Consider the following 15,213-nt stretch of genomic DNA (forward strand, 5'->3'; position numbering starts at 1 on the left):
CTGTTCCGGCTGCGTGCGAGGCGGCCGTAAGCGACCAGACGAACTGAAACGTTTCAATACCTTCCAAGTGGAAAGCTTACGAATAACCCGGGCCGCAGCGCAATGGTCTGCGTCGAGGACGACGCACATCCGCCCGACGAGGTCATGGGGCGGTGTCGTCGAAGATCACGACCTCGCGGGTGAGAAGGAAGAAGGACAGTGGGAGCTGGAGGAGCGCGCCGTGCTTCTCCGCGTGACCGGCCAAGGCCCGCTGATGGGCGCGGAAGCCCGTCAGGGCATCCGCCTCGTCGAACCACAGGGCGGAGTAGGCCTCGTACGCGGGCTGCTCCGACGTACTTCCGAAGTACGCGGACATGCCGTCCCCGGGGTGGGCCGTGTTCCACTCGTGGCCGCGCAGGTACCGGGCGGACCCTGAGGTGTCGGCGAGCACGTCCTCGTACGCCCGTCGCAGGCCCTTCTGGAAGGCCTCCGGGGTGAGCCCGTCGGCGGCCTTCAGGAAGTGGAGGCCTTGACCGTGCCGTCTCCGGGTCGGGGCGCCTCGGCCGCGCCCTCCTCCTCGACGAGCAGGCTGAGCGCGGCCGGCTGGTCGCTGAAGTTGACCGCGTCGGGACCGACGACTTCGCGCGCGTACGGGTCCGTGAAGGTCCGTCCCATGGACGCGAGGTCGTCGAAGTACAGCTCGGTCACGGAGTCCCTGGGCAGCGTCAGCTGGTAGCCCACGTCCCCGATCGCCCCGTAGGCGCCGTCGAGGACGTGGTTCTGGACGTACTTGCGCACGGTCAGCTTGTTGGCGAGCGCTATCCCGCCGTGCACCTTCTCGACGTACTCGGCGTACTCGGTGCGGGTCATACCGGGACGTCGCCTGACGGCGGCCACCAACTTGATCATTCTCAGACTCCTGATGTGGATGTACGGGACCGAGACCGCCTGGTCAGGGTGCGAGGGTGCCCTTCAGCGCCTCGGCGAGCAGGGAGCGGAGGGCTCCGGGGGTGACCGGCCGCGGGTTGGCGTAGGGCCGGGCCTCCGCCTGGGTGACGACCTCGTCCAAGTCGCGCTCGGCGAGGCCGAGTTCGGCGAGGGAGCGGGGAGCGCCGAGGTCGGCGGACGCTCGCGCGAGGTGCTTCGGTACGTCGTCCGTGGCCAGCGCACGGCGCAGGGCCTGTTCGGCGGCCGGTGTCGCCGGGAGGTTGAAGGCGGCGACGTACGGGAGCAGGACCGTGTGGACGGCGGCGTGGGGCAGGTCGAAGGTGCCGCCGAGGATGTGGCAGAGCTTGTGGTGCAGCGACATGGTGGTGGCCGCCAGGCACGCCCCGCACAGCCACGCCCCGCGCAGCGCGTCGGTGCGGGCCCCCATGTCACCGGGGTCGGCGGCGATGGCCGGCAGGGCTGCGGCCAGCGAGCGCACGCCTTCCTCGGCCATGAGAGACACGATCGGCGAGGCGTCGGGCGCGTACAGGGCTTCCAGGGCGTGCGCGATGGCGTTGAATCCGCTGGTCACCGACACGTCCACGGGGAGCTGGAGGGTGAGTTGGGGGTCGTAGATCACGCTGCGCGGCAGGACGGCCCGGTCGCGGCCGGTGCGTTTGCGACCCTGGTCGGTGAGTCCCCACACGGGGGTCATCTCGGAGCCGGCATAGGTCGTCGGCACGCTGATCAGGGGCAGGCCCGCGGCCAGGGCGATCGCCTTTCCCAGGCCGACCGCGGAGCCGCCGCCGACGGTCAGGCAGCCGTCCGCGCCGGTGTCGCGTGCGGCTGCGCGGGCCTCGTCCGCGACGGCGACCGGTACGTGCGTCCGGGCCTCGGTGAACAACCCTGCGCACGCCTCACCCAGCAGGGTGGCGGCCTGCTCGGCGAGCGCACGCCGGCCCGGTGCGGCGAGTACCAGGAGCCGCCGCAGCCCCAACCGCTCGGCCTCCTGGGGCAGTTGACGCAGGCTGCCGGCGCCGAAGACCACGCGCATCGGCAGGGCCTCATAGGTGAAGGTCATCGCGTCGGCCCTGCTTCCGGAGCCAGGACCATGTCGAACTCGGCGTGGGTGTAAGGCACGGTCACGCCGAAGCGCTCGGCGTCCTGCTCGTCGTGGGACTCGGTGAAGTCGGTGATCAGACCCCGCTTGACCGCGAAGACGGCGTCCGAGTCGACGTACGGGCTGCCCGCGACGAACGCGTGCGTGGTGACCGGCCGATGGTGTTCGGCGCTCGCGATGAAGTGGATGTGGGCGGGCCGGTAGGGGTGCCTGCCGGTGGCGTCGAGGAGGAGGCCGACGGGGCCGTCGGTGGGGATCGGGTAGTGGGAGGGGACGACGCTGCGGAACCAGTAGCGGCCCTCGGCGTCCGTGCGGAACAGGCCGCGCCCGTTGCCCGGCGGCTGTACGTCGGGTTGCTGCACGTCGTAGAAACCGTCCTCCGAGCACTGCCACACGTCGAGTTCGGTGTCCGGCAGCGGTGTGCCGTCGACGGCGAGGACCCGCCCGGACACCACGCATGGGCGGCCGGTGCCGAGGAGGTCGATGGAATCGCCGAGCCGGCGGCGGGGCGACTCGGTCATGTGGAAGGGGCCGAGGACGGTGCTCTCGGTCCCTTCCTCGGACCCGTTCAGGGTCTCGACGAGCATGGAGACGCCCAGGATGTCGGAGAGCAGGACGAACTCCTGCCGGGTGTCGTCGCACTTCTGGCCGACGGCGGTGAGGAAACCGATCGCGGCCTCCCACTCCTGGATCGTGGGTTCGATGTCCCGTACGAAGTCGTGGAGGTGGCGGGTCAGGCTCTCCATGACCTGCCGCAGCCGCTGGTCCTTGGTCTCCCGGAAGCTCTCCACCACCGCGTCGGTGGCGGTCTCGACGGTGAAGTCCACTGGTGGTCCTAACTGTTCGTGGTGAGGTGGTCGGTGAACCAGTCGCCGGTGAGCGCGTCGCGTTCGGCCGCGTGGTTGTAGAGGGTGTGCTCGCCGTCGGGCCAGATCCGGAGCAGGGAGGTGTCGGGGTCGGCGGCTCGGAGGAACGGCTCCTGGTCCTCGTAGCGGGCGAGGGGGTCCCGGCCGCCGTGCAGCAGGAGCAGGGGGCAGGTGATGCGGTGCTTGTCCGGGTCGAAGCGCAGGGCGTCCATGACCTCGGTCACCCGGGCCGGGTCGTCGGTGCCGACCACCGCGGCCATCTGCTCGCGGGCGGTACGGAATTCCGGGACGGTCGGCACGGCCGGGGCGCCGTTGACGACCACCGCGCCGACGCGCGGGTCGGCGGCGGCGAGGTGGGCGGCGAACAGGCCGCCGAAGCTGATGCCCTGGACGCCGATGTTCCCGCCGAGGCGGGGATCGGCCTCGACCAGGTCCACGAAGCGGGCGAAGCCGTCGGTGACGTGTTCGTCGACGTACAACCCGTGCCACAGCCGCGACTCGCCCTGGCCGGGCCCTTCCGCAAGCAGACAGGCCAGGCCGCGCGCGGTGTACGCGTCGGCGACCGGCAGATACGCCGCTCCCCAGCCGCTGAGCCCGCCCCACACGATCACGGTCGCCCGGGGCGGGCCCGCCGGCAGGCACAGCCAGCCGCCGAGGACACCGTCGCGGTACGGGATCTCCACACGCTCCACCTCGGGCGCGAGAGCGGCGGTCGCGGCGGTGTGCCGGGCGTACAGCTCCCGCTTCCCAACGGTGTCCGTCTGGAACGCCATCTGCGCGAACATCAGGGCCGCGGCGGCGAACCGGTGCGCCTGCCGGGCGGTGACGGTGTGGCCGCTCGTCTCGGCGAGGTGCGCACGTTCGAGTTGTGTGTCGGCGAGTATCTCGGCGGCGTCCTGCCAGGAGAGTCCGGCGCCGGTGTCGGCGAGCAGGCGGCGTGCGTCGGCCGGGTCCATCCCGCAGTCGGTGAGCCGCGTGAAGGGCATCGCCCGGTGCTGGGCGGCGACCAGCGGCGGCAGCTCCGCGCCCGCCCCGGGATCTCCGGTCGTCATACGGCGACACCGACCGTCCCGGAGAGCGCGGCGTCGAGGTCGTCCACCAGCGCGCCCAGGTCCGTACGGTCGGCCGCCACGCCGAACAGTACGAAGTCGGGGCGCGCCAAGTAGGCGACCGCGCCGAGCAGTTGAAGGTATTCCCCGTGCCGTCCGTCGAGGTCGGCGACCGTGTCGAGGGCGACCACGGCGCAGCCCAGGCGCTCCAGCCTGGCGAGCCGCTCCGGCCCGAGAGCGGCGGTGGGATCCTCGGCGGCGACCAGGGTGAAGCCGTATCCGGTCAGGTCGTCGAGGCGTCCGGTGCGCCCGTCGGGCAGTCGGACGCGGCCCTGCGGGGTGAGGGTGCCGACGGGTGCGTCGGATCCCTGCCGCAGTACGCCGTCGCGCAGTGGCGGGAACGGCGGCGGAGGAGGCACCTTGCCCGCGAAGAAGGCCCCGTCCCGGGCGGCCGCCGCCTCGGCGTCGTGCGTGTTGGCGACCTTCCCGAGGCCGATCGCCGCGTGGGTGAGGGCGGTGACGTGCGGGCGGCGCTCGCTCTCGTAGGTGTCCAGGAGCGTGTCCGGCGACAGGCCGCCGAGCACCTGGTGCAGTTTCCAGGCGAGGTTGGTGGCGTCGCGGATGCCGCTGCACGCGCCCTGGCCGAGGTAGGGGGGCATGGTGTGGGCTGCGTCGCCGGCCAGGAAGACCCTGCCGGTCCGCCAGCGGGTGGCGATACGGGCCTCGAAGCCGTAGACCAGTTGGCGGGTGATCCGCACGTCGTCCGGGCCGAGGTCGTGGTACTGGCGGAGCAGACGCCAGGCGGTCTCCGGGGCGGCCATCTCCTCCCGGGACTCGCCCGGCAGCACGGCGAACTCGAAGCGCTGACGGGTGTGGCCGATGTTGATGGTCATGTGCCCGCGCGCGGGGTCGCAGTACTGGATGCCGCGTGCGAACTCCGGAGGCTGGGGGCGCAGCCACTCCGTGTCGATGTTGAGCCAGAGTTCGTTGAAGCCGAGGTCCTGGCGTTCCACGCCGAGCAGTTCGCGTATCCCGCTGCGGCTGCCGTCGGCGGCGATCACATGGCGGGCCCGGACCTCGTCGTGCGGGCCGTCCGCGCACACCGCGTCGGCGTTCCAGCCGCGCAGGCGCAGGGTGACGCCGTCGTCGTCCTGGTCGAGGCCGGTGACCGCCCAGCCCTGGCGGACGTCGACCGTCCCGTAGGCACGCAGCCGCTTGTCGATCGCGCTCTCCACGTCCGGCTGGTACATGGAGATGTGGTCCGGGTACCCCATCGGGCCGTCGGGGTTCGCCGGGATGTTCACGAGGATCTCGTCCTGGCCGTTGACCCACACGTACTGGCACATCGACGAGTCGCGCAGCGCCTCGTCGACATCGCCCGCCGCCTGGACGGTCCTGGCTGTCTCGTCGTCGATGTGGGTGAGTCTGGGCAGCCCGTACAGACCGGGCCAGCGCTCGCAGACCACCACCCGGTGGCCGAGCCGGCCGAGCAGGGACGCGGCCGCGAGGCCGGTCGGTCCGTAGCCGACGACGGCGACGTCGTACAGCGGAGTCATGGGACACCTCCAGGAACAGCCCCGCGCCGTTGCGAGGGGTGAGGTGAGAAGGGAGGGGCAGGGCGCAGACGGGCACGCCCTCATGGGTATGTGAGTGGTAACCCACATTTAATGTGAGTAGAGATTCACTTATCGGCAACGTGGACGTCAAGGGCCTGGCCGATAAAATGCGCGAGTGACCGAGTCCACCGCCGCCAGGCCAGCCGCCCTCCAGGAACGCAGCCGCCGTTCGCAGCAGGGCATCCTCGATGCCGGGTACGCGCTGCTCGAGGAGGGCGGGGTGGAGGCGCTGACCGTGGCCGCCGTCGCCGAGCGGGCCGGCATGGCGGTCGGCAGCATCTACCGCCGGTTCGGTGACAAGGAAGGGCTCCTGCTGGCCATCCAGCACGCCTTCACCGAGAGCCTCCAGGCCGAGATCGTGGAGCGCATGTCCGTGGAGCGGTTGCGCATCCTGCGCGATCCGGCGGTGGCGGTCGCGGAGGCGGTCGGCGCGATCAGTGACGCCTTCCAGTCACACGAGGCCCTGCTGCGCGTCTTCCTGCTGCTGGGCACCCGGCACGAAGAGGTACGGAAGGAAGGCTCGCGCGTCAGCGTCGAGGGCAACCACCGCTTCACCGAGGCGCTGCGTCACGCGCCGATCGCACACCGCGACCCCGAGGCTGCGCTGGACTTCGCCTTCCGCCTGATCTACGCCACGATCGCGCACCGCGTCACCCACGGCGAGTTCCTGGAGTCGGACCGCCCGCTGCCCTGGAACGAGCTGCGCAGCCACCTCCAGACCGCGGTCGTCTCCTACCTCCTCAGCGCCCCGGAAGGCCGCTGACCCTCGGCCAGCCGCCGCACACAAATACCTGCACGGGGCTTGACGGGCCACCTCGCGTCTGTGAACTTATGGTCATCGCCAACGTGAGTCATCATTCACGTTTTGCCTCCTCGCTGCCAACGTTCTCGTGACGACGGTCGAGCCCGTCCCCCGCCTCCGGAACCCCGTCGTGGCACGAGCGACTCAAGGGAGAGTTGTTGATGCATGCGACCGTGCCCCTGCCCACCTCCGACGTCGACCTGTTCGCCGACGACGTGCTGCGGGACCCGTTTCCCGCGCTGCGCCAACTGCGGGAAGCCGGCCCCGCGGTCCGGCTGACGGCCTACGACGCCTGGATCCTTCCGCGCTACGAGCACGTCCGATCCGCTCTGGCCGATCACGAACGCTTCTCGTCGGCGCACGGCGTCGGCTACGAGGACCGGTTCAACGCCCAGATGAAGGGAACCGTGCTGGCCAGCGATCCGCCGGACCACACCCGGCTGCGGGCGCTGCTGTCCGACAAACTCGCCCCCAGGGCCCTGGCGAAGCTCCGCAGCAGGATCACCACCCTCGCGGACGACCTGGTCGCGGATCTCGTGGCCAAGGGCGGTTTCGACGCCGTCCCGGAGCTCGCCGCGGTGTTCCCGGTGACGGTGGTCGCCGACCTGGTCGGGCTGACCGAGGAGGCACGGGGACCGCTGCTGTCGTTCGCCGACGCGGCGTTCAACACCTTCGGACCGTTCAACGCACGCGCGGCGGCCTCCATCCCCGCGGTGGGCCAGATGTTCGAGTACCTCAACACCGTGATGGTGCCGGAGAACCTCGACCCGGACGGCTGGGCCGCCGCCATCCACCAGGCCGCGGACCGGGGTGAGATCGAGGCCGCCTCCGTCGTCCCGCTGCTGTCCGCCTACGTCATCGCCAGCATGGACACCACGATCAACGCCCTCGGCAGCACCATCCTGCTCTTCGCCCTGCATCCGGGGGCCTACCAGGAGGTGCGGTCCGAGCCGGGACTCATCGGCCCGGCGTTCGAGGAGTCACTGCGCCTGGAGTCCCCCGCACAGGGCTTCTTCCGGCGCACCAGCCGGGCGGTGGACATCGAGGGCATCACCATCCCCGCCGACACCAGGGTCCTGCTGTCCTTCGCCTCGGCCAACCGGGACGAGCGCAAGTGGGAGCGTCCTCAGGAGTTCCTGGTCCGGCGAAACCCGGTCGACCACGTCGCCCTCGGCTACGGCGTCCATGGCTGTGCCGGACAGGGCCTGGCCCGACTGGAGGCGCACGCCGTGCTCGGCGCACTGGTGCGGCGTGTGTCGTCGATCGAACTGGCCGGCGAGCCGGTTCGCAAGCTCAACAACGTGATCCGGGGCCTGGCCTCACTCCCCGTCACGGTACGCGCGGAAGGACAGTGAGATGCCCCGGATCCTGGTCGACTTCGACCGCTGCGAGGGCCACGGACTGTGTGAGCAGACCGCGCCCGAGGTGTTCCGGCTCGATGACGAAGGGATGCTGCACCTCACCGGTGACGAGGTGACACCGAGCGAGGAGAGCGCCGTTTCGGCCGCCGTACGGGTGTGCCCGGTCGCGGCACTGAAGGTCCAACTGTGAAGCGGGTCGTCGTGGTCGGCGGGTCCATCGCCGCACTCACGGCGGCGCAGAGCCTGCGAGTCGAAGGCTTCGACGGCCGCGTGACCGTCCTGTCCGAGGAACCTCACCCGCCCTACTCGCGCGTTCCACTGTCCAAAGGCGTCCTCGCCGGCCGGGAACCCGCGGAATCCGCCCTGCTTCCCCCGCCGGGCGACGACATCGAGTTCCGTACCGGGGCGCGGGCCGTACGGCTGGACCCCCGCGGCCGTCTGGTGGTCCTGGCCGACGGCACAGAGGTGCCGTACGACGGGCTGGTCGTCGCCACCGGCGCCCGGGCCCGCCGCCTCACCGGTGACAGCGACCTCGTGGTGCGCACCCTGGACGACGCCAGGGCACTCGCCTCCCGGCTGGCCACCGCGCGCAGCACGATCGTGCTGGGCGGCGGCTTCCTCGGCATGGAGGTCGCCACGACCTGCCGCGCCCTCGGCCTGGAGACCACCGTCGTCGACCTCGCGCCGCCGCTGCGCAGGCTGCTCGGGCCGTGGCTGGCCGATCTCGCCGTCACGGCCGCCCGTGATCACGGCATACGGGTCCTGGTCGCGCCGGACGGCGTCGCCGTGCTGGACGAACACCGCGTGCGCTGCGGCGATTCGGTCCTGGAAGCCGACGTGATCGTCTGCGCGGTGGGAGACGTACCCAACACCGACTGGCTGAGAGACTCCGGCCTTCCCCTGGACTCCGAGGGCGGCGTCGCCGCCGACGCATGCTGCCGTGTCGCTCCCGGCGTGGTCGCCGCCGGGGACGTCGTATCGCGGCAGGGGCGTCGCGCCCCGCACTGGACCAACGCGGTCGAGCAGGGGCGGGCGGCCGCGCTCGGCCTGTTGCACGGCGAGTCGGCACGCCCGTACCGGCCGGACCCCTATTTCTGGACCGAGCAGTCCGGGCTGGACATCAAGATCAGCGGGGAACTGCCGCTGACCGGCGCTCCCGAAGTCCTCGCCGGCTCGGTGGACGCCCGCAGCGCGCTCCTCACCTGGCATCACGACAGCGGGACGACCACGGCCGTCGCCGTCAACCACCGGCTCCCCGTCATCAAGCTCAAGCGGCTCGGGGCCGGGGCCCCCTCAGCTTCCCCGGCCCGTACCTGAAGGAGGACAACCATGCCCCTCCCGCACCACGCCCCCTACGATCCGCTCGATCCCGCCCACCACGCCGATCCCGCGCCCCGGCTCGCCGAGGCCCGCGACCGCTGTCCGGTGTCCGAGCCACGCCCCGGGGTGTACTTCCTCGCCCAGCACGACGACGTACGGGACGCCCTCGCGGACCACGGAGCGTATGCGTCCGTCGACAACTTCGCCCTGGAAGGCGGCACCAGGACGGCCGACCTGCCCGCGGTCCCGATCACCATGGCGGACCCGCCTTACCACACGGCGCTGCGCGCCCGTCTGAGGCGCTGGTTCGCTCCGGCCCTGCTCCGCAAGCAGGAACCGCGCGTCCGCGAGATCGTGGCCGGGGTCGTCGACGCGTGGCAGCCCGGCCAGAAGGCCGAGATCTACCACGATCTCGCCCGCCAGGTCCCGACCAGGGTGGTGTACGCCTTCCTCGGTCTGCCGGAGCAGGACTGGGAGCGCCTGCACCAGTGGGCCGACGCCATCGACGACATCCTCCCCGAACTCCGCACCGACATGCCCGAGTTCCTGGCAATCACCGGCTACCTCGGACAGCAGCTCGCCGCCCGCGCCACCGCCCCACCCACCGGCAAGGACGTCCTGGACGGTCTAGCGCACCCCGCCGACGGCGAGCCGCCGCTCACCCCGGTCGAGGCCATCATCCACGCCTTCCAGCTGATCATCGCCGGCACGGACACCACCGCGAGTCTGATCACCAACCTCCTCCACGAACTGCTCGTCGACCGCACCCGCTGGGAACGCCTCCTCGCCGACCGCTCGCTCATCCCCGCCGCCATCGAGGAGTCGCTGCGCCACGACGCGCCCCTGCAGTACGTGCTACGCACCGTGTCGCAGGAGCGGGAGATCTCCGGCTGTCCCGTGAAGCCCGGCGACCGCCTCGCCGTCAGCCTCCAGTCGGCCAACTGGGACGAACGGGCCTGGGGCGCCGACGCCGCGGACTACTCACTCGACCGTCCGGCGGGCCAGGCCACCACCATGGCCTTCGGCTACGGCATCCACACCTGCCTGGGCGCACCGCTGGCCCGGCTGGAGGCGCGCGTGGTCCTGGAGCAGCTGCTGGAGCGCTTCCCTGATCTGCGGCTCGCCCCCGGCTACCACCGCGAGCCGCCCCCTGGCCTGGTCATGGTCCGCCGCCCGGCTCGGCTCGATGTCGTGCTCTGAGGTCTGCCGGCCAGCTGTCCCGCTCGGGCGCTCGCCGCCGCGCCGGTCGAGTCGTGGGGGGCGCCGGGGACGGTCAGCCGGACTTGGGACGGGGCCGGTCAGTCGGGCTTGGACGCCCAGGCCGTCTCGACAGCGTCCGCGAGCGCCTCGCCCTTCGCGAAGCCGTAGTACGCGGCGAACTGCAGCACGATCTCGTCCATCTCCTCCTTGGTGATGTCGCCGGAGTGGAGCGCGGAGGTGACATGTGTCCGCAGCGGGACGGGCGAATCGTCGAGCGCGACGCTGGCGACGGTGACGATCCGGCGTTCCCGGCGCGTCAACCCCGGTCGCTGCCAGACGTGCCCGAACACGAAGTTGAGGATGCCGGCCTGCCGGTACGGCGAGTTCGTCGGCGGCGCGGGCATGAGGTTGACGTCGATGAACTCCTCCACGCCGCGCTTCAACCGCTCGTCCCACACGCCGGGCCCCAGGGTGTCGTTCGTCAACTGCGGCCAGGGCGGGGTCTCCTCACCGCGCTCGCGGTGGATTCGGTCCCACTGCCGGGCGACGGCCCCCTCCAGGTGCGAGGCCTTGGGCCAGCCGCAGTACACCGCGAAGTGCAGGACGAACTCCAGCATGGCCTCGAGTCCGATGTCACCGCCGGCGAGTGCCGCGTGGACGTGCTGTTCGATGGGCTGGGGGGAATCGGCGGCGGCCACGCACGTCAGCGTGACCCAGCGCCGGTCCCGGCGGCTCAGTCCGGGACGCGACCACACCTCACCGAACAGGAAGTCACGCGATGCCCGGCCGAACGGGGTGGCCGGCTCCGGTGGTTGGGCGGTGGTCATGACCTCGGCCAAGGTCCGTTCCACGCGGCCGTCGTCCCTGCGGTGGTCCATGGGGTGCCTCCTGGTGCCGGGAAAGGGTTCGGGAGTGGGCGTCACGCGCGGATGAAGACGTTCTTGGTCTGGAGGAACTCGTAGAGGCCCTCCTTGCCGCCTTCACGGCCGTAGCCACTCTGCTTGTAGCCCCCGAACGGGGCGCCCGGCGGCTGGCCCGAGGCGCCGTTGACGAGCACGGTGCCCGACTGGAGCAGGGGCACGATGCGCTGCACCCGTGACACGTCGCTGGTCTGTACGGCGCTGCCGAGGCCGTAGGGCGTGGAGTTGGCCAGGTCGACCGCCTCGTCCTCGCTGTCGAAGGGGGTGATGGACAGCACCGGCCCGAACACCTCGTGCTGAGCCGCCTCGCTGTGCGGATCCACGTCGGCGAGGACCGTCGGTTCGATGAAGTAGCCGTCGCGGTTGTCCGGTGGCAGTTGGGACGGGCTGGTGGCACGGCCGCCTGCGACCAACCGGCTGTCCTTGGCGGCCCGTTCGATCACTCCGAGGATGCGTTCGTGGGCCGCCTTGCCGATGACGGGGCCGAGTGCCGTCCCCTGGTCGAAGGGGTCCCCGACGCGCAGTGCGGTGGCGGCCTCGGCGGTGGAGCCGACCACCCGGTCGTACACGTCGCGGTGTACGAGCATGCGGGTGGTGAGGTTGCAGCCCTGGCCGGAGAGCGTGTAGCAGGACCGGACCGTCTCCGCGACCGCCGCGTCGAGGTCGGCGTCGGGGAAGACGATGTTCGCCGTCTTTCCGCCCAGTTCGAGCAGGACCGGCTTGAGCGTGTGGCGTGCCGCGTCGAGGATCTTCTTGGCTGTCGGGATCCCGCCGGTGAAGGAGATCTTCGCGACGTCGGGGTGCCGGACCAGGCGGTCGCCTGCCTCGGGGCCGCCGGGCAGGACGTGCAGCACGCCCGGCGGGATCCCGGCCTCCAGGGCGATCTCGGCGAACCGGGCCACGGTGAAGGGGGCCAGTTCGGGGGCCTTGACCACGACACAGTTCCCGGCCGCGAGCGCGGGGGCGATCTTCATGCCGACCGACATGATCGGACCGTTCCAGGTCAGGATGACGCCGATGACCCCGTACGGCTCCGGGACGGTGTAGTCGAGGCCGGGGACCATCCGCGGGCTCGGCGGAATCGTCGCGCCCTCGATCTTGTCGGCCCAGCCCGCGTAGTAGCCGAACCATCCCGCGCACAGGTGCGCCAGCGCCGCCGACATACGGAAGGGGACGCCGAGTTCGAGGGTGTTGAGCCGCCCGAGTTCGGAGACGCGCTCCAGCATCAGCGCCTCCACGCGCTGGAGGATGCGGCGGCGTTCGTCCGGGGACATCGCCCGCCATGCGGGGAAGGCGGCTTTGGCCGCGGCTACGGCGGCGTCGACTTCCTGAGGTCCGCTCAGCAGGACGGTGCCGTTCGCTCGGGCGGTCGCGGGGTTGACGTGGTCCATCTGGCCGGCGGACGTCCGGTCGAGCCAGGTTCCGTCGACGAGGGGGCCGGTGGTGCCGAGGTCGTGGGACAGGGCTGGGGAGGAGGTCATGTCGGTTCCGCCTTGGTGTCGTCCGGGTGGGGCGGTGCCAAGCACTGCAACTGGATGTCTGGACACCGGAAATCAGCGACCCGCCCGGGGACGGGGTGCTCGGGTCACCGGAGGCCCGGCCAGCGTCGACAGCGTGTGCGCGGCCAGGTTCGCCAGGACCCGGGGTCGTGGGCTTCTGGCCGTGTCGGCGACGTCGAGCATGATGCCGACGTCCTTGCGCAGCAGCGGCAGGGCCTTGTGCAGCCCGGTGGTGTCGAAGCCGGACGCGGTCAGGATCGCCGCAGCCCGGCTGCCGCCGCTGCCGTGTGCCAGCACCTGCGCGACCGCGGCGCGGTCCATGCCGAGACCGTCGGCGAAGGAGAAGGTGTCCAGCGACAGGCCGACCTGGGCGGTGAACACGAAGTTGTTGAGCAGCTTGGCGAGTTGACCGCTCCCCAGGGGGCCGAGGTGGAGCACCGGGTCGGCGAAGGTCTCGAACACCGGGCGGCAGCGCTCGACGTCGGGCTCGTGTCCGCCGGCCATCACCAGGAGCCCGCGCCGTGCGGCGGCGCCGCCCCCGCCGCTGACCGGGGCGTCCACGACAGCGACCTGGCGCCTGGCCGCCTCGTCGGCGATGTGCCGGCAGGTGTCGGGGTGGATCGTGGAGTGGACGGCGACGACTCCCCCAGGAGCCATACCTGCCAGAACGCCGTCAGGCCTGAGGAGTACGTCCTCGACGTCGGCGTCGGCGACGACGCACAGGCACACGATGTCGCTCGCGGCCCCCAGCTCGGCCGGTGTGGCGGCCACGGTGGCGGCGGTGCCGGCGAACACGTCCGTGGACGCGCGCCGACGTGCCCACAGCGTCAGGGGAAACGACTCCTCCGCGATACGGCGGGCCATCGGCGCACCTTGGCTGCCCAGCCCTATGAAGCCGACCCGTGTCATGGATGTCCCTTCCTCTGCGCGCCGTTTCGGACGCTCCGGCCCGTGCGTGGTGGGGAGGTGCCGGTCACAGCCGTGTGACCCAGCCGCCGTCGACGCTGATCGCCTGACCGTTGATCCATTCGCCGGCCGGGGAGGCGAGCAGGAGCAGCGTGCCGAGCAGGTCTTCCGCGGGCGCGGACTTCTTGCCCGGGATGGAGGCCGCCAGAGCGGCGCGCGCGGGATGGTCGACGGGCAGGCTGCGCAGGCCTGGTTCGTTGTCGACCAGGCCGGGGGCGATGGCGTTGACGTTGATGCCCGACGGGCCGAGCGAGCGGGCGAGGCCGACGGTGACGCTGACCAGAGCGAGCTTGCTGACCGCGTAGATGCCCCCGCCCATGAAGGCACCGGCGGACACCTGGTTGATGATCCGCCCGCCGCCGCGCTCGACCATCGACGCCTTGACCGCTCCCGCGCACACGACGGCGCCCAGCACGTTCACGCGCATGACCCGGTCGAACCAGTCCGTGGGCAGGTCCAGGATGTCGACCTGGGGGATCTCGGCCATGAGGGCGGCGTTGTTCACCAGGATGTCGATGCCGCCGAAGGCGGCGGTCGTCTTCTTCGCCATGTCGGCCGCGGATGCGCGGTCGGTGATGTCGACCTGTACGCCGAGTGCGCGCAGGCCGTCGGAGGTCAGCGTCGCGGCGGCGCTCTCGGCACCTTCACCGTCGAGGTCGGCCAGGACGACGGCAGCGCCGGCCTCGGCGAGGGCACGGCCGTAGACCTGGCCGATGGCGCCGGCGCCGCCGGTCACGACGGCGACCTTGCCGTCCAGGCGGAGCCGGTCGAGTGTGCTGCTCATAGGGCGTCCTTGGTCAGACGGGACAGGTAGGCGTCGACATCGGTTCCGTGCTCGCGCAGTTCGTCGGCGGCTTCCTGTGCGGTGAGGAGGAGGAAGCGGTCCTCGGTGACGCCGTCGGCGACGAGTTCGCCGACCGCTTCGGCATCGAGAACGGGGAAGGCCGGCCCACGCGGCGGTGCCGGTTGTCCGTAGAAGGTGATCTGTTCGACGATGTTGGTGGCGACGCCGGCCGGGCACAGGCACGAGACGCCGATCCCGCGCGGGCGCAGGTACAGCGCGAGGGCTTCGGACAGTCCGACGACCGCGTGCTTGGTCGCGGTGTACGGCAGCCGGTCGAATCCGTAGGGCAACAGGCCCGCCGTCGAGGCGGTGTTGACCAGATGGCCCGACCCCTGCTCCAGCAGGACGGGGAGGAAGACCAGGTTGCTGCGCACGACGCCCAGCAGATTGACGTCGACGACGCGTTGCCAGGCTTCGAGGGGGATGTCCTCGACGGGGCCGACAGCCAGGATCCCGACGTTGTTCATCACCAGGTCGACGCGGCCGTAGCGGTCGAGCGCCGTGTCCCGGACCGCTTGGAGGTCGTCGAGGCTGGTGACGTCGCACACGGCGGCGAGGGCCTGGGGCCCGAGTTCGTCGGCGACGGTCCGTGCCCGCTCGCCGACGAGGTCGGTGACCACCACGCGCGCGCCGCGCCGGGCGAAGGCATGGGCGGCGGCGCGGCCGATCCCGCTGCCGGCGCCCGTGACCACCGTGACGGCGTTGTGCAGATCGATGCTCATCGGACGGCCTTTCCTCTCCTCT

The 15,213-nt window shown here is 71.4% G+C and carries 16 protein-coding genes; 5 read left to right on the forward strand and 11 right to left on the reverse strand.

Annotated features, from left to right (window positions below; translation table 11 throughout):
* Positions 1-142: 142 nt before the first annotated feature.
* From ACFYXF_RS13510 to ACFYXF_RS13535, 6 genes are all read right to left on the reverse strand, one after another.
* Positions 143-430 carry a hypothetical protein gene (locus ACFYXF_RS13510; protein ID WP_389349690.1) on the reverse strand — a complete coding sequence of 96 codons (288 nt, stop codon included), beginning with the start codon at positions 428-430 and terminating at the stop codon, positions 143-145.
* A 62-nt stretch (positions 431-492) separates the two neighbouring features.
* Entirely contained in the window at positions 493-888 is a 396-nt protein-coding gene (locus tag ACFYXF_RS13515; protein WP_389349691.1) for an EthD domain-containing protein, read from the reverse strand.
* A 43-nt stretch (positions 889-931) separates the two neighbouring features.
* Positions 932-1,987, reverse strand: a complete 1,056-nt coding sequence (locus tag ACFYXF_RS13520; protein WP_389349692.1) for a maleylacetate reductase — start codon at positions 1,985-1,987, stop codon at positions 932-934.
* Entirely contained in the window at positions 1,984-2,853 is an 870-nt protein-coding gene (locus ACFYXF_RS13525; protein WP_389349693.1) for a dioxygenase, read from the reverse strand. Before ACFYXF_RS13525 ends, ACFYXF_RS13520 begins: the two co-directional genes overlap by 4 nt.
* Before the next feature lie 8 nt (positions 2,854-2,861).
* Positions 2,862-3,944, reverse strand: coding sequence for an alpha/beta hydrolase family protein (locus tag ACFYXF_RS13530; RefSeq protein ID WP_389349694.1), 1,083 nt, complete (start codon positions 3,942-3,944; stop codon positions 2,862-2,864).
* Complete coding sequence (locus tag ACFYXF_RS13535; protein ID WP_389349695.1) at positions 3,941-5,497, reverse strand: bifunctional 3-(3-hydroxy-phenyl)propionate/3-hydroxycinnamic acid hydroxylase; 1,557 nt, start codon at positions 5,495-5,497, stop codon at positions 3,941-3,943. The genes ACFYXF_RS13530 and ACFYXF_RS13535 overlap by 4 nt, the downstream gene beginning before the upstream one ends.
* A gap of 175 nt (positions 5,498-5,672) precedes the next feature.
* Here ACFYXF_RS13535 and ACFYXF_RS13540 point away from each other — a divergent pair, with 175 nt between their 5' ends.
* The 5 genes from ACFYXF_RS13540 to ACFYXF_RS13560 all read left to right on the forward strand — a co-directional run bounded on the left by ACFYXF_RS13540 (position 5,673) and on the right by ACFYXF_RS13560 (position 10,240).
* The gene (locus ACFYXF_RS13540) at positions 5,673-6,320 is read left to right on the forward strand and encodes a TetR/AcrR family transcriptional regulator (RefSeq protein ID WP_389349696.1); all 648 of its coding nucleotides are present in this window, start codon (positions 5,673-5,675) and stop codon (positions 6,318-6,320) included.
* A gap of 200 nt (positions 6,321-6,520) precedes the next feature.
* Positions 6,521-7,714, forward strand: a complete 1,194-nt coding sequence (locus ACFYXF_RS13545; protein ID WP_389349697.1) for a cytochrome P450 — start codon at positions 6,521-6,523, stop codon at positions 7,712-7,714.
* A gap of 1 nt (position 7,715) precedes the next feature.
* On the forward strand, positions 7,716-7,910 hold the full coding sequence (locus tag ACFYXF_RS13550; protein WP_389349698.1) for a ferredoxin: 195 nt from the start codon (positions 7,716-7,718) through the stop codon (positions 7,908-7,910).
* A complete protein-coding gene (locus tag ACFYXF_RS13555; RefSeq protein ID WP_389349699.1) occupies positions 7,907-9,037 on the forward strand; it encodes an NAD(P)/FAD-dependent oxidoreductase in 1,131 nt (376 codons plus the stop codon). The genes ACFYXF_RS13550 and ACFYXF_RS13555 overlap by 4 nt, the downstream gene beginning before the upstream one ends.
* Before the next feature lie 12 nt (positions 9,038-9,049).
* The gene (locus tag ACFYXF_RS13560) at positions 9,050-10,240 is read left to right on the forward strand and encodes a cytochrome P450 (RefSeq protein WP_389349700.1); all 1,191 of its coding nucleotides are present in this window, start codon (positions 9,050-9,052) and stop codon (positions 10,238-10,240) included.
* A gap of 98 nt (positions 10,241-10,338) precedes the next feature.
* Here the strand turns inward: ACFYXF_RS13560 and ACFYXF_RS13565 are convergent, their stop codons facing one another.
* The 5 genes from ACFYXF_RS13565 to ACFYXF_RS13585 form a co-directional block, all read right to left on the reverse strand.
* Positions 10,339-11,118 carry a carboxymuconolactone decarboxylase family protein gene (locus ACFYXF_RS13565; protein WP_389349701.1) on the reverse strand — a complete coding sequence of 260 codons (780 nt, stop codon included), beginning with the start codon at positions 11,116-11,118 and terminating at the stop codon, positions 10,339-10,341.
* A gap of 41 nt (positions 11,119-11,159) precedes the next feature.
* Positions 11,160-12,641, reverse strand: coding sequence for an aldehyde dehydrogenase family protein (locus tag ACFYXF_RS13570; RefSeq protein WP_389349702.1), 1,482 nt, complete (start codon positions 12,639-12,641; stop codon positions 11,160-11,162).
* A gap of 72 nt (positions 12,642-12,713) precedes the next feature.
* Complete coding sequence (locus tag ACFYXF_RS13575) at positions 12,714-13,568, reverse strand: NAD(P)-dependent oxidoreductase (RefSeq protein WP_389349703.1); 855 nt, start codon at positions 13,566-13,568, stop codon at positions 12,714-12,716.
* Positions 13,569-13,632: 64 nt separating this feature from the next.
* Positions 13,633-14,409 (reverse strand): SDR family oxidoreductase, encoded by a 777-nt coding sequence (locus ACFYXF_RS13580; RefSeq protein ID WP_389349704.1) that lies wholly within the window; start codon positions 14,407-14,409, stop codon positions 13,633-13,635.
* A complete protein-coding gene (locus tag ACFYXF_RS13585; RefSeq protein ID WP_389349705.1) occupies positions 14,406-15,191 on the reverse strand; it encodes an SDR family oxidoreductase in 786 nt (261 codons plus the stop codon). The genes ACFYXF_RS13580 and ACFYXF_RS13585 overlap by 4 nt, the downstream gene beginning before the upstream one ends.
* Between the last annotated feature and the right edge of the window lie 22 nt (positions 15,192-15,213).

It is taken from the genome of Streptomyces sp. NPDC002680 (assembly GCF_042889145.1).
Taxonomy (GTDB): Bacteria; Actinomycetota; Actinomycetes; order Streptomycetales; family Streptomycetaceae; genus Streptomyces; species Streptomyces adonidis.